Below are 17,654 nucleotides of genomic sequence, written 5' to 3'. Positions count from 1 at the left end.
AACGATCGCGCGTGATCCGATGACATCTGGTGAGCCCGGTCCTAGCCTTGGTGAACTCGAACGCAGGGGGTGCGCGGTGAGGTTGATGAAGCTGCTCACCGCAGCTCTCGTGCTGTCTGATGCCGGCTTCGGCATGCCGGGAACCGGACCGGCGGCCGAAGGCCCGCCGATGCCATGCCCCAAGTGCAAAAAGCACATCAAACGGCATTCGTCGCACAGTGCTCGCTGTCCAGCCCACGGTTGGTTCGCCTGGACCGGCTGCCGACCGGGGTGCGACAAGATCGCTTACCGCGACACGCTGCCGCTGTGGAAGTGTTCGGGCGCCCACGCGCCCTTCAAACTTCCCCTCTGTCCCCAGTGCTGGCACTGGGGCAAGCCCAAGAAACCCGGCGAACCCGCGTTCCAGTGCGGCGGGCGCGGCCGGCACACGTTCTACCTTTACGAACCCAGGAAGTGCGGAAAGTGCGGCAGGGGCAACCTCGTGTTCAGCCGCCACAGCCAGGTGGCAGTCTGTGAAACCTGCGGCGCCAAGGTTCGAAGAGGTGGCAGTTGAGCACGACGGCGGTTGGCACGCTCACGGCCGGCGCCGGCAAGGTCGGTCGCTATTTCACGGTCGTCAGCGCGATTCCGGCAGCGCTCTTCAGCACCTACGCCTACCTCGTCGTCCAGGTCGGCTGGTCCGGGCCCGTGCAGTGGTCCTCGCTCGGTGATGCGCCGTGGTACGGAATCCTGCTTGCCGGGCTCGGTGGCCTCGCGCTGGCCCTGACGCTCAATCCCCTGCAGTTCCCGCTGATCCAGTTCTTCGAGGGCTACTGGGGCAACTCCGGGATCGGCGCCAAGATTGCCACGATGCGGATACTCCGCCACCGTCGTCGAGTCTTCACCCTGGAGAAGGCCGAGTCGTCCAGCCAGCTGACACTGGCGCAGGCCGACCCGCAGGCCCGAGACCTCGAAACCGTCTCGCCCGACCTGGTCCGGGCAGCCTTCGTCACTGCCGAGAGCCAGCGCGCGCTCGGCGCCTATCCCGATCTCAGAGAAATCCTGCCGACGAGGCTGGGCAACGTGCTTCGTCGTTATGAGCGTTCGGCTGGACGTTCCTACGGGATCAATCCGATCATCGCGGTTCCTCGCCTCGCCATGGTCGCGACCGACCGGGAGATCGCATACCTCCAGAACCAACGCGTACAGCTGGAACTCGCGCTCCGGACGTCGCTCATGGGGCTGCTGGCGACTGTCTTGACGGTCGCGGTGATGACACGGCACGGCATGTGGTTGTTGCTGGCCCTGGTGCCTTACTCGGTCGCCTACCTCTCCTACCGGGGCGCGGTGGCGTTGGCGCACGAGTACGGCACCAGCGTGATGGTCTTGATCGACCTGAGCAGGCTGGAGCTCTACCGGCGGATGGGGCTGAAGCAGCCCGAGTCGACCGAACACGAGCGGGAGATGAACACCGCGCTCATGAAGATCTTCACCTCTGATGACGACGTTTCCCTGCCGTACGAAGAACCGTCGGACCTCCCGCCACCCGCGGCTCAGGTTGCGATCTCGGTGCAGCCGTCCGAGGACGAGTGAGCGATCAGAACAACCACCTGACACCATTCCCCTGTGGCATCCACTGACGACGACACCGCGGACCACGAGCACCCCAGCGATGCGGCGACTCCGCTTCCGGGTGAGTTCGACGACGATCTGCATTCGGCAGTGGACGCACCGGACACCCAGGCGACCAACAGTTCAGCCGCTCCGGCAGCCCCACACGCCGAACGGGGCGACAAGACGAAGAGCGAACTGTCCATGTGGATCTGGCCAGGGGTCCTCATCGTCGTCATGGCGGTGTCGGGACAATTCTTCGGCCCGCTCGGCGTACTCCTCGCCGGCGTCGGTCTCACCGCGACACTGGTGCTGTTCACCGGTGGCCGCGCTCAGGGCTTCCCGAGGAAGTGGCTGCTGCCCATCAATGTCGCGGTCGGCTTGCTGCTCACCGCCGCACTCCTCGCGGCGGAGTACGGCGTGCTGACCAATCAGCCGGTGGGCGCGTCCTCCCGCATCTTCCCGCGGGGCTTGCCCTCCGCCGAGCAGCTCCGCAACACGCCGGCTCCCGGCACCACGCTGCCTGGGATCAAGTTCGACAACCAGAACCTCAGCGGCGCACGGCTCGAAGGTGCCAGTGCACCCGGCGCATCGCTGGAGGAGGCGAACCTCAGGGACACCACGCTCGCAGGCGCGGATCTTCGAGGAGCCAACCTCCGCGGGGCGCGGTTGAGCGGAGCGGATCTGCGCGGGGTGAACCTCGCCGGGGCGGATCTCCGCGACGCGGTGCTGACCGACACCTGCCTGCGCGGTGCGAACCTCACGGGCGCCTTGACCAACGACCTCGACGCGAGCAGGGCTGCGACGGAGGACGTGGTCATCTCCGCCGGCCAGATGAGCGCAGCCAAGGTGTGGCCGACCTCCACGCCGGCCGTTCCCGCAGCCTGTCCACGCTGACGGTCAGCCAGACGACCCCGTCGTTTCGCTGATCACCAAGGGGGTGCGCGCGGCGCCAGGTGAACGGTTGTGGATCAACCCCGGCCGCGGCCCCGAAACTCGTGGTTACGCCGAGGTGGAGCCGGCGTTGCGGAATCTTGTCGCTGCGTCGCAACGGAGGGGGTTTACCTGGGCCGATGAGAGCGCGACCCCGAGACGGGATCGATTCCGTTCGGAGGTTGTGAAATTCCCGGACGGCAAAGATTTGGCGAACTAGCTAGACGTGAAGGTGGTTCATGTACCACCTTCTGCCTCGCAAGCCTCTCCGCCCCCTGCTCCCGGAATCGAGGCCCCTGTTGAGGAAGTTCCTACCCGCGCTGGCCGGCGCGCTCCTGATCACCGCCCTGCTGCCCGGCATCGCGCTCGCCGACCCGCCGCAGGCCATCCCCGCCAACTACGCGGCGGAGGACGGCAAGTGGCAGCCGGCGTTCGACTACGACGGTGACGGCTGCTACCCCACCCCGGCGATCTCGCCGACGGGTCAGGTGGCGGGCGGGCTGAAGAACTCGGGCGCGCTGAACGGCCAGTGCCACGACAAGTCCGACCTGGACAACACCAACTCCTACAGCCGCTCGAAGTGCAACAACGGCTGGTGCGCGTACCTGTACGACCTGTACTTCGAGAAGGACCAGGCCGTGCCGGGCTGGGACTGCTGCGGCCACCGCCACGACATCGAGCACGTGATCATCTGGGTGCAGAACGACGTGGCCCAGTACGTCTCGACGTCGGCGCACGGCAAGTTCAGCACCTACTCGCGGGACAAGGTGGCCTGGGAAGGCAACCACGCGAAGATCATCTACCACAAGGACGGCGCCAGCACGCACTGCTTCCGGCTCGCGGGCTTCAACGAGCAGGCGGAGAACCACTACGGCGTCTACCAGTACCCCGACCTGGTGAGCTGGGACCGCTTCCCGGCCGGGGTGCGCGACATTCTGGTGAACGCGAACTTCGGCAGCGCGTCGCTGGCGATCAAGGACAGCGCGTTCAACTACAACCTGGGCATCGCCAAGCCGGCCGGGATCCCGTTCGACCCGAACGCGTAGGAGTCACTTAGCCACGCGATCAAGCCACTCGGCCAGGAGGGCCCGTTCCGCTGGAGACAGCATCAGGGGCGGGTCCTCCTCCATTGCGACCTTCAACGCGATCGCACGGCTCGGGATGTCCGTCGGCTCGTCCGGTTCGGTGTCCGTCGTGATCGCCCTGATCACCTGTTCCCGGGAGAACGTGATCAGCTCCAGGTCGCGGTCCTCCTCCGGCGTCGCGATCAGCGACAGCACGACACCCATGCCCGCCGCGTGCACGAACTGCGCGGCCTGCTCGACCGGGACCGTCAACCGGCCCACCGCGGCGATGCGGCTGATGATCTCGCGGAGCATCGCGTCCGCCTCCAGCCGCGCCGCCCGCTTGCGCGGCTCGCCGTACATCAGCAGGTAGAACGCGGGCCGCGCCAGGCCGAAGCCGATGTGCAGCTCCCACCCGCGACGCAGGTCGTCGACCGGGTTGTCGCTGGCGCTCATCGCGTGCTTGGTCGCGAGGTAGTCGGCGAACCCGTAGGCCGCGACGGCGTCCAGCAGGCCGTCCTTGTCGCCGAACAGCCGGTACAGCGTCGGCGCCTGCACACCTGCCGCCGACGCCACCGCGCGCGTGGAGACAGCCTCCTTGCCGCCCTCGATCAGCAGCTCGGCCGCGGCCTTCACCAACCGCTCTCTGGTGTCCATGTAACGACGATAACAGACGAGGGGTAGCGCTGATTCGATATCGGTGCTACGTTATTGATGTTAGCAACGGAAACACCAGCTAGGGAGCACCGAAATGACTCGCGTTGCGATCGTCACCGGCGGATCGAGGGGCATCGGGCGGGCAGCCGCCGAGCGTCTCGCCGCGGACGGCATGGCCGTCGTCATCGTCTACGCCGGCAACAAGGTCGAGGCCGACAAGGCGGTCGAGGAAATCAAGGCGGCGGGTGGCCAGGCCATCGCCGCACAGGCGGACGTGGCCGACGAGGCCGCTCTGGGTGCCGCCTTCGACCTGGCCGCCGAGACGTTCGGCGGCGTGGACGTCGTCGTGAACTCGGCGGGCATCATGCCGCTCGGCACCGTCGCGGACATGGACCTCGACGTGTTCGACCGGATCATCCGCACCAACGCGCGCGGCACGTTCGTCGTCTCGCAGCAGGCGGCGCGGAAGCTGCGCAACGGCGGCGCCATCATCAACGTGTCGTCATCGGTCGTGGGCCTGCGTTTCCCGCAGTACGGCGCCTACGCGATGTCGAAGGGCGGCGTCGAGGCGCTGACCCTGATCCTGGCCCGCGAGCTGCGCGGCCGTGACATCACCGTGAACGCCATCGCCCCCGGCCCCACCGCCACGGCTTTGTTCCTGGAGGGCAAGGACCAGGCGACGATCGACAACCTCGCGAAGCAGGCTCCCCTCGAGCGCATCGGCTCGCCGGAGGACATCGCCGAGGTCATCTCCTTCCTCGCGGGTCCCGCCCGCTGGGTCAACGGTCAGGTTGTTCGTGCGAACGGAGGCATCATCTGATGGGCAAGGTCATCGTTGTCACCGGGGCTTCCAGCGGTTTCGGAGCACTGGCAGTGCGCGCTCTGGCTCGCGCGGGCCACACCGTCTACGCGGGCATGCGCGCGACCACTGATCGCAACGCACCCGCCGTCGCCGAGCTCGGAGCCTGGGGTGCCGAGAACAACGCGGACGTGCACGCCGTCGAGCTCGACGTGCAGTCGCAGGAGTCCGCGGACGCCGCCATCGCGCTGATCATCGCCGAGCAGGGGCGCCTCGACGTGGTCGTGCACAACGCCGGCCACATGGTCACCGGTCCGGCCGAGGCCTTCACGCCGGAGCAGTACGCCGCGCTCTACGACGTGAACGTCCTTGGCACGCAACGGGTCAACCGTGCCGCGCTGCCGCACCTGCGCTCACAGCACTCCGGTCACGTCGTGTGGGTGGGCTCCTCGTCCACCCGTGGCGGCACTCCCCCGTACCTGGCCCCGTACTTCGCGGCCAAGGCGGCGATGGACGCGGTCGCCGTCTCCTACCGCGCCGAGCTGCTGCGGTTCGGCATCGAGACCACGATCGTCGTGCCGGGCGCGTTCACCCACGGCACCAACCACTTCGCGCACAGCGGCACGCCTGCTGATGGTGATGTCGCGAAGGCCTACGAGGAGTTCTACCCCGGCCTGATGGAGCAGGTGGCCGGCAAGCTGGCCGAGCTGGAGCCGTCGTGGGCGGACGTCGGCGCGGTGGCGGACGCGATCGTCTCCGTGGTGGGTTCGGAGAAGCCTCCGTTCCGCGTGCACGTCGACCCGTCCTCGGACGGCGCCGAGATCGTGAACGGGGTGGCCGACCGAGTGCGCGCCGAACTGCTGCGCCGGGTGGACCTGGTCGACCTGATCTGAGGTTTCTAAGCTTGGTTGAGGAGCGCGGAGACGGTGACGAACCGGAAACCGCGCTCCTTTAGCTTGTGGATGATCGGCTTGAGCGCCTGCCGGGTCTGGTCCCTGCTCGCGTACATGGGGTGCAGCAGGATGATCGAGCCCGGCTTGGTCTGGCTGAGGACGTCTTGCTCGATCTGTTGCGCCGGCGGCGTTCCCTCGGAGTCAGGTTCGACGTCCCACATGATCGTCTTGCGGTGGTGTTCGCTCAGGTAGTGCGGCAACGCGAAGAGCTTCTTGCCGTTGGGCGGCCGGAAGTGGATCTCTCCGCTGTAGCCGGTCGCCTTGATCCGCGCGTCGGTGTCCTCGATCTCCTTGGCCACCGTGCTCGGCAGTACGCCGACCATCCGCTTGTGGTTGTAAGTGTGGTTGCCGATCTCGTGCCCCGCTTCGGCGATCTTCCTGCCGAGCTCCGGGTGGCTCGCGAGATCCCGGCCCATGAGGAAGAACGTGGCCTTGATCTGTTCCTCGTTCAACGTGTCGAGGACCTGCTGGGCGCCTGCCGGGTCCGGACCGTCGTCGAAGGTGAGGGCGACGACCTTCTCGTTCGTCTCGACCCGGTCGACCAGTTCACCGAAGAACTGGAAGGTGCGGGAGCTGCTGACGTTCCAGAGCGTCGCGGCTGCTGCGAGCACGACAGCGAGGCTGACTGCGGTGATGATCGTCGGCTTGCGGCGCAACCACTTCATGCGCTCATGATCGCCAACTCGGCTCTCCCGACTTTCAGCACCCCGTCGTCGAGCGGCACGCACCGGATGCCGCCCTTGCCCCGCAACGCCTTGAACGCGCCGGGAGCGATGACCACATCCATCCAGGCACAGGGGTTCGCGGGCCGGTGGACCTCGAACCGCACACCGTCGAGGCTGAAGATCGTGCCGCGCGGAAGTGAGTCCACATCGAACCCGCGCACGACGATGTTCCGTCGGGCGAGGAGCGGATCGACTGGCCACGGGTCCAGGGACTCGGCGGCGATCAGCGTGACGGCGGCGTTGCGGTGCGCCGGGTGGTTGAAGTAGCGGTCGCCGACGATTCCGAGCCCAGCCCGCACCTCGACCTGCGAGCGCGAGACGGGCTCAGGATCGGGACGAGGGCCGTCCGACGGACGGCCCTCGTAGGCGTGCACGGGTGAGACGTGCAGCGCGACGATCTCGATCAACGCTCGCCGAGCTGCCACTCCGGCCTCACGTAGTGGCACGTGTAGCCGTTGGGGTAGCGCTCCAGATAGTCCTGGTGCTCCGGCTCGGCCTCCCAGAAGTCCGACGCCTGGGTGACCTCGGTGACGACCTTGCCCGGCCACTTGCCCGAGGCGTCGACGTCCGCGATGGTCGCCTCCGCCACCTGCTTCTGCGCGTCATCGGTGTAGAAGATCGCCGAGCGGTAGCTGGCGCCGATGTCGTTGCCCTGGCGGTTGCGGGTCGACGGGTCGTGGATCTGGAAGAAGAACTCCAGGATCTGCCGGTAGGTCAGCAGCGAGGGGTCGAACACGATCTCGATCGCCTCGGCGTGGTTGCCGTGGCGGCGGTAGGTGGCGTTGGGTGTGCTGGGGTCGCCGGTGTAGCCGACGCGGGTGGAGACGACGCCTGGGTGGCGGCGGAACAGGTCCTGCATGCCCCAGAAACAGCCGCCCGCGAGAACAGCCTTCTCCGTCACAGTGCTTCTCCTCTGCTCGGTGTTCACTCAGGAGAACGTTCGGTCTCGGCCGGTTCATCCCCGTCAGGTTGTGACGTAACTATTACGGACCTGGCCTCGATGACCTCGCCCAAATAGCGCATGACGACGGCCACGGCAGCAGCGACCGGGACGGAGAAGAACGCGCCCGCGATGCCGTACAGCGACGTGCCCGCGGTCACCACCAACAGTACGACCGCCGCGTGCAACCGCAAGCTGCGCGACTGCAGGATCGGCTGCAGCACGTTGCCCTCGACCTGCTGCACCACGATCACGATGACCAGCATGATGATCGCCGTGGTCAGCCCGTTGCTGACCAACGCGACCAGCACCGCCAGCGCACCCGCGATGAACGCACCGATGATCGGGATGAAGCCGCCGAGGAACGTCAGCGCGGCCAGTGGAACCGCCAGCGGCACGCCCAGGACCACCAGGCCCAGCCCGATGAACACCGCGTCGATCAGCGACACGATCGCCTGGCTGCGGATGAACGACCCGAGCGTCACCCAGACCCGCTCCAGCACCGTCGTCACGTGCCCGCCCGCGCGCTCGCCGATCAGGCCGCGCAGCCACGGCGTGAACCGCATGCCGTCCTTGACGAAGAAGAAGGCCAGCAGCAACGCCACCAACCCGGTCACGACACCGGACGTCACCGCACCCGCACCGGTCAGCAGCCCGTTGGCGATCGACCCGATGCTCGACTTGACCTGCTCGACCCCCTGCGCGATCAACCGGTCGAGGTCGCTGCCGCGCAGGTTGAACGGCGGCCCCGCCACCCAGTCCTGCAGCTGCTGCACGGCCTTCGTGGCACTGGTCGCGATCTCCGGCACACCGGACGCGATCGACGACGCGATCGCCGCGATCACCCCACCGAGTACCGCCAGCCCGACGACCAGCACGATCGTCGCCGACAACGCCGAGTTGAGCCCCTTCGCCATCAGCCACCGAGCCGGCGGCCACAGCACCGTCGTGATGAGGAGGCCGAGCAGCACGGGCATCACGACCACCCACAGCTGCCCGATCAACCAGAAGACCATCCAGAAGCCGAGCGCGGCCAACGCCGTCCGCAGACTCCACCGCGCGAGCCAGCTCACGCCGTGCCCGATGGCCTCACCCTTGTCCACCCACCTGCGATCCCGTTCCACGCGCACAGTCTGTCGTGATCTAGCCCGAACGGGTGGCAGACCCGCCGTTTTGCTCCCGCCGCCTCTCGATGAACGCCCGCACGTCGGCTTCCCACCCGAACTCCGGATCAGAAGCCGGGTCGTAGGGCGGCAGCACCGGGATCTCGGTGCCCAGCTCGACGAGCAGCTTCTTCGCCCGCTCCAGGTCGAACCGCCGGACGTACGGCTCGCCGTCCGCCCACGCCCGCCGGTGGGCGGCGAGAGCGTGTTCCTCGGCACGGGCGGTGTCCCCCAACGCGAGCCACAACCGCGCCAGCGGCAGGTGATCCGGTTCCCGTCCAGCCGCCAGCCACTCGGCATGGTCGACGGGCGCTTCCAACTGCCCCAGATGAAACTGCGCCAACGCGAGGCACGCCTCGCCCTCGGGGTCGTAGATCCCGGTCTCGCGCGCCATCCGCACCGACTCCGCCAGCGGAGGAACGGCCAGCCGCCAGTCCTCCTGAGCCGAGAACCACATTCCCCGCAGCCGGAGCACACCTCTGGTCACCCAGCGCACCTGGTGCCGCCGACCGTCCGCCTCGACCTGGCGCAGCTTCTCCTCGGTGAGCACGCCGCGGTCGAAGTGGAACTCGGCTTGGTGAAACGCGGCCTCGCACCGCAATCTCGCTGCGTAGGACCCGCCCCGGCTCGGCGGCAGGTCACGCCAGCGCCTCTCCGACTCATCCACCCGACCGGCGATGTGCAACCACCGGCTGGCGGTCATCGTGACAATGTAGGTGTAATCCGCATCGGCGCCCAGGTGCCGGCTGAACTCGATGCCCAGCGACTTGATCCGCCAGCTGGCCGCGAACTGGTTCAGATCGTCGAGTATGACCGAGACGTTCACCAGGTTGACGAGCACGCTGCCCACGACGCCCTCGCGCAGAGCGAGGCGAAGCGCTGTCTCGAACGCCGTCAAAGCCTGCTCGGGATCCCCCTGCTTCTGCAGGGCGTCTCCCGCGGAGTTGGCGAACCTGTACGGCTCCACCAGCTCGGGCCGCGGCGAAGACCAGTTCACACCGAAGAGCGGCCGCAGCAGCGCCAGCCGTTCTGGTACGGCCTCGAAGCGGTGTCTCATGACTCTGTCGAGATCGGCTGAGTAGACCCTGGCCGCTTCCCTGATCCGCTCCAGTTGCAGCAGGGTGCGGATCAGGACCAGCACGTCCTTCAGTTCGTCCATGCTGGTGGCGCCTTCGAACCGGGTGTGTGCACGACTGCCGAAATGGTCGACCAGGCGGTCTCCGAACTCCTGCCGGTCGCGAGGATCAAGACCGCTCGCCACCACCGCACGCACAACCGGATGCAGGTCGTACCTGGCCGCCTGCCGGTCGTACTGCAACAATCCCCGGCGCTCCAGGTCGAGCACCGAGCGGGTGACATCGCGCGCCCCGTTGAGTGCCTCGAGGGTCGCGTAGTCGACGGCCTCCGCCAGCAAGGCCAGGACCGACAACAACTCCCGGCTCTCGCCCTCCACCGCGTTCACCGCGGCCTGCAGGATGTGGTTGCGCGTCTGGACGAGGTCGAGGTCGCCGATGTCGAGGGGCTGGCAGGCGGACCAACGGTCGAAGTCACCGCGTGCGGGCAGGTAGTCGTTCACCAGGCCCGCCACGATCCCGGTGACGAGCGGGTGGCAGTCGCAGTGCCGCTGCAGGAATGACCGCATGGCCGTGGAGTCGCCCGTCACACCGCACGACCGCAACAACGCCTCCGCATCGGCCGGACGAAGTCCTGGCAGGCGTTCGTGCAGCACACCGGGGACCGGCTGGCTCGCCTGGTTCACGAACACCCGAGGCACCAGTCGTGACGTCACGAGGATCCGCGACGGTGACGCTCCGGCCAGCCGGCGCAGCAGCTCGTCGTCCTCGGGCCGGATCGCCGCGCAAGGGTCGCGGGTGGCGATCTCGTCCGAACCGCCCGCCTTTTCGTCCGGCACCTGAGCGGCGTCGAGCCGGTGGTACGCAACGAGAACGCGTTCCAGCCCGTCCAGCACCAGCAGCCACGGGTCCGCCTCCAGCCGGTGGACCAGGAGCTCGGTCAGCTGGTGCTGATTGCGATCCTGGAACGCCGTCAGAGGTTTGCCCGTCATGTAAGCGAGCGCGTGCCGGCAGAAGTCCGACATCACCGCGCCGCTCTCGTAGAACGAGTACCAGAACCGGCCCGCCCAGTCGCCGCGCACGCCGGGCGCGTGCCGGGTGGTCCACTCCCAGGTGAGGATGCTCTTGCCGCTGCCGCCGATCGCCTCGAACAGCGCCACCGCGTGCTGGCCGTCGGGACGCGCCCAGTCGCTCAAAGTCGCGAGCTGCGCCTCGCGTCCGACGAAATCGTGCGAGCCGAGGTAGCGAGGCCGTGAATACAGGGCGGGGGCGGCAGGGATGTCGCTCTCGGCCACAGGAACAGGCTCGGCGACGTCCAGCACCTGGCGCAGCTCGGCGATCGACTGCGTGGCCGCGGTGGCGAACGAGGCCAGGTCGTTGAACTCCTTGTAGACCTGGTGCGTCGGGCGGCCGGCGAACTTCGCCTCCTCGCGGAAGGCCTCCAGCTTCGCCCGCTTGTCCGCGTCGAACTCGAACCCGTCCTCCGTGAGCAGGTGATCGGCACCCATGATGAACACGAGGATCGGCCGGCCCAGCCGCGCCGCCTCGCGGAACTCCAGGTGCGTCAGCGAAAGACCGCCGGGGTTCTCCGCGCACTCCGGCACGGATCCGTAACGGCGGCCGATGATCGCGATGTACGCCGCCGCGTCCTGCACCTTCTCCAGCGATGACTGGATCACGGTCAGCGGCCGCGCCGAGTCGGACTCCATCGCCACGGCGTGCAGGTGCTGGCCCTGGATGGCACTCATCAGGGCTGCCCGGTGTTCGCGGAGGTCGGCGAACGTCGACGACACCATCACACCGAGGTACTGCCGTGGCGCGGACATGTAGAGATCTCGCGCCACGGCCGAAAGTTGTTACGACCCGAAAGGGTTACGGCTGGCCCCAGAACGCGTCTTCCTCGGCGGGGTCGGCCGTGTACAGCCACACCTCGACGACCTTGCCGTCGACCACGCGCATGACGTCCACACCGATGCCGTCCATCTCGGCGCCCGAACGCTTGGCCGTCCAGCGCACCGGCGCGGCCACGATGTCGCCGTTGAGCATCAGCGGGGCGTTGCGACGAAGCGAGAAGGAGCCTTCGGACACCTCCATCATCCCGCCGATCATCGCGCCCACGGCGGCAGAGCCGCGGTGGACGCCGGAGAAGCGGTTGGCACCCGGCTGGTGCCACACGATGTCGTCGGCGAACTGGGCCGAGACGGTCGCGAAGTCGCCGGACTCCAGAGCGTCGAAGTAGGTGGTGACGACGGTGAGAGGGGTGGTCATCGGTTTCTCCTTTGGGCTGGTGTTGCCCTATGCTCACCAAAGGTAACCAATAACCTCAACGTAACTAATGGACGGATGTGCGCCATGTCACAGACGATGCCGGACTGGAGCGTGCTGGCGTCCACGTGTCCATCACGAACGAGTCTGGCGCGCATCGCCAACAAGTGGACGGCGATGGTCGTGTCGGTGCTGGGCGACGGGCGCAAGCGGTTCGGTGACCTCAAAAAAGACATCGACGGCATCAGCGGCAAGGTGCTCACGGAGACGCTCCGGGACCTCGAACGCGACGGCATCGTCACACGGCACGTCTACGCCGAGGTCCCGCCGCGGGTCGAGTACGAGCTGACGGAGCTCGGCTTCACGTTGCACGAGCCGTTGCTGGTGCTGTGCCGATGGGCCGAGCAGCACATCGCACAAGTGCTCATCAACCGCGAGGCCTACGACGCCCGCTGAGAAAGGCTCGCGGCGCACTCCAGGACGGTGGTGCGCGCCGGACGCGGATCCCAGCCGAGCACGGAAGAAGCCTTCGCGTGCGAGTACGTGTAGGAGCGGCCGAGCATCGGCACCAGGGGCCGGAGATCGCGAGCCACCAACGAAGCCGCGCGCACCACGAAGTTCGGCAACGAGCGGGCCGGCACGTCCAGCACCCGTGCCACGTCCGCCATCCACATGAACTCGCTGACCGCGATGAACCGCTCCCCCGCGGCGGCGGTAGAAGTCATCGCGCGGATGTGCAGATCGGCCACGTCGCGCACGTCGACGATGTTGAGCCCCACCCGCGGCACGCCCGGCATGCCGTCCAGCATCCGGCCGATCACCCGCACCGAGCCCGAGTTCGAACGAGACCGCACCGGCCCGAACACGGCGCCCGGCAGCACCGTGACGAACGAAGTCTCCTTGTCCCGCATGAACTCCCACGCCGCGCGCTCGGCCAGCAGCTTCGAGCGGCGGTACTCGTCGAACTTCAGCGACGGGTCGGTCCACAGCGTCTCGTCGAACGTGCCCGTCGAGCCCGGCGGAGGCGTCGCGGCGGCGCACGACGAGGTCATCACGACGCGCGAAACACCTGCGTCCACCGCATGACGCAGCACTCGCAACGTCCCGTCGCGCGCCGGACCGATCAGGTCACCGGAACCGCCGAGCGGCGACGCGACGTGCAGCACGTACTTCACCCCGGACATCGCGGAAGCCCAGCCGTCGTCCGAGGTCAGGTCCGCTCGCACCACCTCGTGGTCGCCCTCGACGGCGGGACGGCGGCCACGCGTGGTCGTGCGCACGTCATAGCCGCGCGAGAGCAGCTGAGCGATGGTCCAGCCGGCCACGAAACCCGTGCCCCCGGTCACCAGAACGGTCATGACGATCCTCCTCGTTTCGTTAGCCGATCGGCTAACGAAACTCACTGTAGCATCGCCGCATGACCCGTGCCGCCCAAGCCGAACGCACCCGTGCTCAGATCCTCGCCACAGCACGCCGGTTGTTCGCGACCCACGGGTACGACGCGACGTCGCTGCAGACGATCGCGGACGAGATGGACGTGACGAAGGCGAACGTCTACTACTACTTCCGCACCAAGTCGGCGATCCTGGAAGCGTTGCTGGACAACAGCATCACGTTCTTCGAGAAGCTCATCGACGAGACCGCGAAGATCAAGGGCAAGCGGGCGCGCGCCGAGCACCTGGTCGCCGGGTTCGTCGACCAGGTGGTGCGGAACAGGGCGCTGTCACCGCTGGGCCAGACGGATCCGAGCGTGCGCCGCAACGAACGGATCAACGCCGGCCTCGACGAGCTGGCGCAGAAGGCGTTGCGGCTGCTGTACGGCAACGAGCCGACCGACGACCAGAAGGCGGCGTGGTACCTCGCGAGCGACGTCGGCCCGGTGGTCGCGGGGCTGCGTCACCTGACCGACGACGAGCTGCGCGACGTGCTCAGCCGACTATGCCTGCGGGTACTGCGGGCGTGACCGAACCGCGGATCAGCTTGCGCACGACCGGCAGCCCGGACAGCCGGAAAGCCATGTCCCGAACCGTGATCCGCCACGCGGACGGCGGCGCCATCCAGCCGATGAACTTCCGCCCGAACGATTGGGTATCCAGCACGACGGGCTTCATCCGCGCCTGGTAACGCTCGAAAGCGCCGTCCGTGCTGGCCGCAAGCTCCTCGGCCAGCACGAACGCGCCGGTCATCGCGAGCGACGCCCCGTGGCCGGCGAACAGGGAGACCGCCCCGCACGCGTCACCGACCAGGACGACCTTGCCGCGATGCCAGACCGGCATGTCCACCTGGGACACCTCGTCGTAGTAGATCTCCTCGGGCACAACGGAAAGCAGCTCCGGCGTGACCCAACCCAGGTCGCCGAACCGTTCCCGCAACGCCGCGCGCGCGTCCACCGGCAGCGCCTGCGAATCAGCCCGGTACAACATCAACGCCGCCATCGCCCCGTCCCGCACGGCATAGCAGCCGATCATCCGGTGCGGCACGGTCAGCATCTGGTAGCGATAGCCGATCCGAGCGCTCAACTCCGCGTCGTTGAAGGAGAACGCCGCGGTGTGGTGCCCGAGATACCGCACGAACCGCGACGACGGCCCGAACACCAGCTCCCGCACCTTCGAGTGCACGCCGTCCGCACCCACGACCAGGTCGAAGTCGTCGAAGTCGGAGACGGAAATCGTTGCGCCATAACGGATCGGTGACCGCAGATCGGCACGGATCACGTCCGCGAGATCACCGCGCAACAGGCTGATCCCCCCGTCCGCCACCGCCTCGTAGGCCTCCGCGGAGATCTCGGCACGCTTCCTGCCCCGCGAATCCACGCTGGTCACCGCGGAGATCGGCGCCATCCGGGCCTCCAACGCCGGCAGCAGTCCCATCCGCCGCGCCACCTCGTGACCCGGCCCGAAGAAATCGATCATGTAACCGCCCGCGCGGAACGACGGCGCCTTCTCGACGACCAGCACCTCCCATCCCGCGCGCTCCAGCCACCACGCCGTCGTCAACCCGGCGATCCCCGCTCCCACCACCAACGCCCGTTGGGCACTCGACTTAGGCATATGCCCAACTTAGCACCGAGGTCCAGAGCTGGACATCGGACAAGACTTCCGGCCAGGTGCTCAGGGGTGCATCTTGCGACTGCTCCGCCCGCCGCTCCACAGCCAGATCCCGGCCACCACGGCCGCCACCACGCCCAGCCCGAGCAGTCCGTCGGGGATGCCGTCGTCCTGTTGTTGCTGCTGCGAGATGTTCTGGGCGGGAACCTGAGGCACCGCCACGCGCGGAGGCAGCGAAGGCCCCGAGGGAGTCGTGGAAGCCTGGGCGACCAGCGCCAGCGGGATGGCGTCGGTGTCGTTGAAGTTGACCAGCCCAGTGGCCTCGAGCACCGTCATGTGGTCGAGCACGGTGTCCATGCAGACCTTGGCGTAGTCGCGGATCGCGGTGTTGCGCGTACCCGTGCGCACCGAAGCCAGGAACTTGTAGACCACCCCGTGCGCGGCACGCAGCCGGTTCGCGAAGATCTTGTCGAACTCCACGCTCTTCGCGGGCGCGGCCGTCATCTCGTTCAGCCAGCCCTGCTGCGACTCGTTGGGTTGCGTCGGCAGCTGCACGTTGAAGGTGCGCGCGAGGTCGACGGTGCGGCGGTCCAGGTCGGCGTGCCCCTCGATGAGGTGACGGCCCGCCTCCTGCACCTTCGGGTTGGCCGACTTCTCCAGCGCCATCCGCCCGGACGGCCCCTCCCACAACCCGGCGAGTGCCACCTTCTGCAGCAGGTCGCGCCCCGGCGGCCCCATCGGACCGAACGCGGTCGCCGTGTAGTCGGGCCCCAGGTCCTGCTGAGCGAACGCGGGTGGCGCACCGACCAGGAAGATCAAGAGGGTGATGAGCAGTATCCGCATGCCGGGAGGTACGGACAGAGCGGCACCCACCGTCCGTTGCACAGTGCAATGGTTATCTGTTCGTTATCTTCGCCGGACCCTGTAGAACTAGGCGGGTGAGTGATGTCGACGACCTGACCGACGCGGTGCTCACCGCGTCCCGCCTGCTGGTCGCGGTGTCAGCGCGCTCGCTGGCCGCGGTCGAGGAGACGCTCACGCTGCCCCAGCTCAGAATGGTCGTGCTGCTCGACAGCCGCGGCCCGATGAAGCTCACCGCGCTCGCCGACCTCCTGGAGGTCAACCCGTCCACGGCGAAGCGCATGATCGACCGGCTGGTCACGTCCGGCATGGTCGACCGCGAGCAGAACCCCGCCACCAAACGCGAGGTCGTCGTCGTGGCGAGCGCCGAGGGCCGCCGGGTCGTCAGCGAGGTGATGGCCCGCCGCCGCGCCGAGATCAGCAGGATCGTCGCCCGCATGCCGGAGCACCTGCGGCACGGCCTGGTCGAGGCGCTGACCGCGTTCACCGACGCCGGCGGCGAACCCCGCTGGTCAGCCAGAGACGAGACGCCGGAGCGGGCCCGCGACCGCGCGGAAGTCGACTGACTCGTCCAGCGCGCGGTGCAGCACCAACCCGTCGAACGCCGCTCCCAACAACAACGCGATGGCGTCGGCGTCCTTCACGTCGGCACTCCGCAGCCACTCGGCCACGCGACTGCGGAAGTCCGCGATCAGCGCCGCGAGCCTGCCGCGCAGCTCCGGCAGCCGGTGCGAGGCGAGCAACGCCTCCGACAGCAGCAAGGACTGAGCATCTGTGCCGGTGTAGCGGCTGAGCTCTTCCAGCATCCGCTCGATGCCCTCCGCCGGTTCCTGTGCGCGCAACGCGTCCGCGGACTCCGTGAGCAGCTGCTCGGCGAACTGCAGCGCCGCCGTCGACAGCAGGTCCGGCACCGACGAGAAGTGGTAGTGCACCAACGCCGCGTTGACGCCCGCGCGTTCGGCGACCAGCCGCGTGGTCACCGCACCCCAGCCGACCTCGCCCACGAGCTGGGCGGCGGCGTCGAGCAGCTGTTCGCGGGTGCGGCGACCGCGGTCGGCAGACTTGGGCACGCGCCTAACTTAGAGGTATGTCGCGTATCGCTGCCCACAGCGCCGTCTCCACCGCACTCGCCCGGCGCTCCGACGACGAACTGCGCGAACTCGTGGAAACGGCCGAGCCGCTCGGGTCCGGCATCGGCGGGACGTCGGCGCTGCTCGAGGTCGACGGTACGAAGGTCTTCGTCAAACGGCTACCGCTGACCGACCTCGAACTGCAGCACCCCCGGTCCACCGCGAATCTCTTCGAGCTCCCGGCCTTCTGCCACTACGGCGTCGGGCTCATCGGCGGGCCGGGCTTCGGCGCCTGGCGCGAGCTGGCCGTCCACGACATGACCACGAAGTGGGTGCTCGACGGCGAGCACGACGGCTTTCCGCTGATGTACCACTGGCGCGTGCTGCCCCACCCCGGCCAGTCACTGCCAGAGGAACTGTCCGACGTGGACAAAGCCGTCGCCTACTGGGGCGGCGGCGAGGAGATCCGCCGCCGGATCGAGGCCGTGCGCGACGCTTCGGCGAGCATCGCGCT

The 17,654-nt window shown here is 67.9% G+C and carries 21 protein-coding genes and 1 pseudogene; 11 read left to right on the top strand and 11 right to left on the bottom strand.

What is annotated here, in order from left to right:
• Positions 1–85: 85 nt before the first annotated feature.
• The 5 genes from UK23_RS52145 to UK23_RS35520 all read left to right on the top strand — a co-directional run bounded on the left by UK23_RS52145 (position 86) and on the right by UK23_RS35520 (position 3,569).
• A complete protein-coding gene (locus UK23_RS52145) occupies positions 86–553 on the top strand; it encodes a hypothetical protein (protein ID WP_156213630.1) in 468 nt (155 codons plus the stop codon).
• On the top strand, positions 550–1,572 hold the full coding sequence (locus UK23_RS35530) for a hypothetical protein (protein ID WP_045316130.1): 1,023 nt from the start codon (positions 550–552) through the stop codon (positions 1,570–1,572). Before UK23_RS52145 ends, UK23_RS35530 begins: the two co-directional genes overlap by 4 nt.
• 33 nt (positions 1,573–1,605) lie before the next feature.
• Positions 1,606–2,487: a pentapeptide repeat-containing protein gene (locus UK23_RS49270; protein ID WP_052685352.1), complete on the top strand. Its 882-nt coding sequence runs from the start codon at positions 1,606–1,608 to the stop codon at positions 2,485–2,487.
• Positions 2,488–2,515: 28 nt separating this feature from the next.
• The gene (locus UK23_RS55160) at positions 2,516–2,743 is read left to right on the top strand and encodes a hypothetical protein (RefSeq protein ID WP_156213633.1); all 228 of its coding nucleotides are present in this window, start codon (positions 2,516–2,518) and stop codon (positions 2,741–2,743) included.
• Between the two features lie 79 nt (positions 2,744–2,822).
• Complete coding sequence (locus UK23_RS35520) at positions 2,823–3,569, top strand: NPP1 family protein (RefSeq protein ID WP_231114828.1); 747 nt, start codon at positions 2,823–2,825, stop codon at positions 3,567–3,569.
• 3 nt (positions 3,570–3,572) lie between these two features.
• Here UK23_RS35520 and UK23_RS35515 read toward each other — a convergent pair whose 3' ends face one another.
• A complete protein-coding gene (locus UK23_RS35515) occupies positions 3,573–4,244 on the bottom strand; it encodes a TetR/AcrR family transcriptional regulator (RefSeq protein WP_045316128.1) in 672 nt (223 codons plus the stop codon).
• Positions 4,245–4,338: 94 nt separating this feature from the next.
• On the opposite strand from UK23_RS35515, the gene UK23_RS35510 reads away from it, so the two are divergent.
• Complete coding sequence (locus UK23_RS35510) at positions 4,339–5,064, top strand: SDR family oxidoreductase (RefSeq protein WP_045316127.1); 726 nt, start codon at positions 4,339–4,341, stop codon at positions 5,062–5,064.
• Entirely contained in the window at positions 5,064–5,936 is an 873-nt protein-coding gene (locus tag UK23_RS35505) for an SDR family NAD(P)-dependent oxidoreductase (protein WP_045316126.1), read from the top strand. Before UK23_RS35510 ends, UK23_RS35505 begins: the two co-directional genes overlap by 1 nt.
• Before the next feature lie 5 nt (positions 5,937–5,941).
• On the opposite strand, the gene UK23_RS35500 is transcribed toward UK23_RS35505, so the two are convergent.
• The 6 genes from UK23_RS35500 to UK23_RS35475 are packed head-to-tail and all read right to left on the bottom strand — an operon-like array spanning position 5,942 to position 12,165.
• The gene (locus UK23_RS35500; protein ID WP_045316125.1) at positions 5,942–6,661 is read right to left on the bottom strand and encodes a polysaccharide deacetylase family protein; all 720 of its coding nucleotides are present in this window, start codon (positions 6,659–6,661) and stop codon (positions 5,942–5,944) included.
• Positions 6,658–7,146 carry an MOSC domain-containing protein gene (locus UK23_RS35495; protein ID WP_045316124.1) on the bottom strand — a complete coding sequence of 163 codons (489 nt, stop codon included), beginning with the start codon at positions 7,144–7,146 and terminating at the stop codon, positions 6,658–6,660. The genes UK23_RS35500 and UK23_RS35495 overlap by 4 nt, the downstream gene beginning before the upstream one ends.
• On the bottom strand, positions 7,125–7,622 hold the full coding sequence (gene msrA, locus UK23_RS35490) for a peptide-methionine (S)-S-oxide reductase MsrA (RefSeq protein WP_045316140.1): 498 nt from the start codon (positions 7,620–7,622) through the stop codon (positions 7,125–7,127). The genes UK23_RS35495 and msrA overlap by 22 nt, the downstream gene beginning before the upstream one ends.
• A gap of 23 nt (positions 7,623–7,645) precedes the next feature.
• Positions 7,646–8,785, bottom strand: a complete 1,140-nt coding sequence (locus UK23_RS35485) for an AI-2E family transporter (RefSeq protein WP_052685351.1) — start codon at positions 8,783–8,785, stop codon at positions 7,646–7,648.
• 19 nt (positions 8,786–8,804) lie between these two features.
• Entirely contained in the window at positions 8,805–11,741 is a 2,937-nt protein-coding gene (locus UK23_RS54200) for a DUF4062 domain-containing protein (RefSeq protein WP_156213628.1), read from the bottom strand.
• Positions 11,742–11,769: 28 nt separating this feature from the next.
• Positions 11,770–12,165: a nuclear transport factor 2 family protein gene (locus tag UK23_RS35475; RefSeq protein WP_045316121.1), complete on the bottom strand. Its 396-nt coding sequence runs from the start codon at positions 12,163–12,165 to the stop codon at positions 11,770–11,772.
• Between the two features lie 84 nt (positions 12,166–12,249).
• Between UK23_RS35475 and UK23_RS35470 the strand changes: the two genes are divergently transcribed.
• Positions 12,250–12,618 (top strand): winged helix-turn-helix transcriptional regulator, encoded by a 369-nt coding sequence (locus UK23_RS35470; RefSeq protein WP_082115235.1) that lies wholly within the window; start codon positions 12,250–12,252, stop codon positions 12,616–12,618.
• On the opposite strand, the gene UK23_RS35465 is transcribed toward UK23_RS35470, so the two are convergent.
• Positions 12,603–13,520: an NAD-dependent epimerase/dehydratase family protein gene (locus tag UK23_RS35465; protein WP_045316119.1), complete on the bottom strand. Its 918-nt coding sequence runs from the start codon at positions 13,518–13,520 to the stop codon at positions 12,603–12,605. The two genes, UK23_RS35470 and UK23_RS35465, sit on opposite strands and share 16 nt — an antisense overlap.
• A 59-nt stretch (positions 13,521–13,579) precedes the next feature.
• Between UK23_RS35465 and UK23_RS35460 the strand changes: the two genes are divergently transcribed.
• Positions 13,580–14,125 (top strand): TetR/AcrR family transcriptional regulator, encoded by a 546-nt coding sequence (locus UK23_RS35460; protein WP_045316118.1) that lies wholly within the window; start codon positions 13,580–13,582, stop codon positions 14,123–14,125.
• Here the strand turns inward: UK23_RS35460 and UK23_RS35455 are convergent.
• On the bottom strand, positions 14,091–15,212 hold the full coding sequence (locus UK23_RS35455) for an FAD-dependent oxidoreductase (RefSeq protein ID WP_045316117.1): 1,122 nt from the start codon (positions 15,210–15,212) through the stop codon (positions 14,091–14,093). The genes UK23_RS35460 and UK23_RS35455 overlap by 35 nt on opposite strands.
• Before the next feature lie 60 nt (positions 15,213–15,272).
• Positions 15,273–16,094: a DUF4142 domain-containing protein gene (locus UK23_RS35450; RefSeq protein ID WP_156213627.1), complete on the bottom strand. Its 822-nt coding sequence runs from the start codon at positions 16,092–16,094 to the stop codon at positions 15,273–15,275.
• A 53-nt stretch (positions 16,095–16,147) separates the two neighbouring features.
• On the opposite strand from UK23_RS35450, the gene UK23_RS35445 reads away from it, so the two are divergent.
• Positions 16,148–16,636 carry a MarR family winged helix-turn-helix transcriptional regulator gene (locus tag UK23_RS35445; protein WP_045316116.1) on the top strand — a complete coding sequence of 163 codons (489 nt, stop codon included), beginning with the start codon at positions 16,148–16,150 and terminating at the stop codon, positions 16,634–16,636.
• Here UK23_RS35445 and UK23_RS35440 read toward each other — a convergent pair.
• Positions 16,583–17,140 carry a TetR/AcrR family transcriptional regulator gene (locus tag UK23_RS35440; RefSeq protein WP_045316115.1) on the bottom strand — a complete coding sequence of 186 codons (558 nt, stop codon included), beginning with the start codon at positions 17,138–17,140 and terminating at the stop codon, positions 16,583–16,585. The genes UK23_RS35445 and UK23_RS35440 overlap by 54 nt on opposite strands.
• Positions 17,141–17,157: 17 nt before the next feature.
• Between UK23_RS35440 and UK23_RS35435 the strand changes: the two are divergent.
• A pseudogene (locus tag UK23_RS35435) lies at positions 17,158–17,654 on the top strand (hypothetical protein); the annotation flags it as partial.

This window comes from Lentzea aerocolonigenes (assembly GCF_000955955.1).
Taxonomy (GTDB): Bacteria; Actinomycetota; Actinomycetes; order Mycobacteriales; family Pseudonocardiaceae; genus Lentzea; species Lentzea aerocolonigenes_A.
This window is presented reverse-complemented; position numbering and strand designations above follow the sequence as displayed.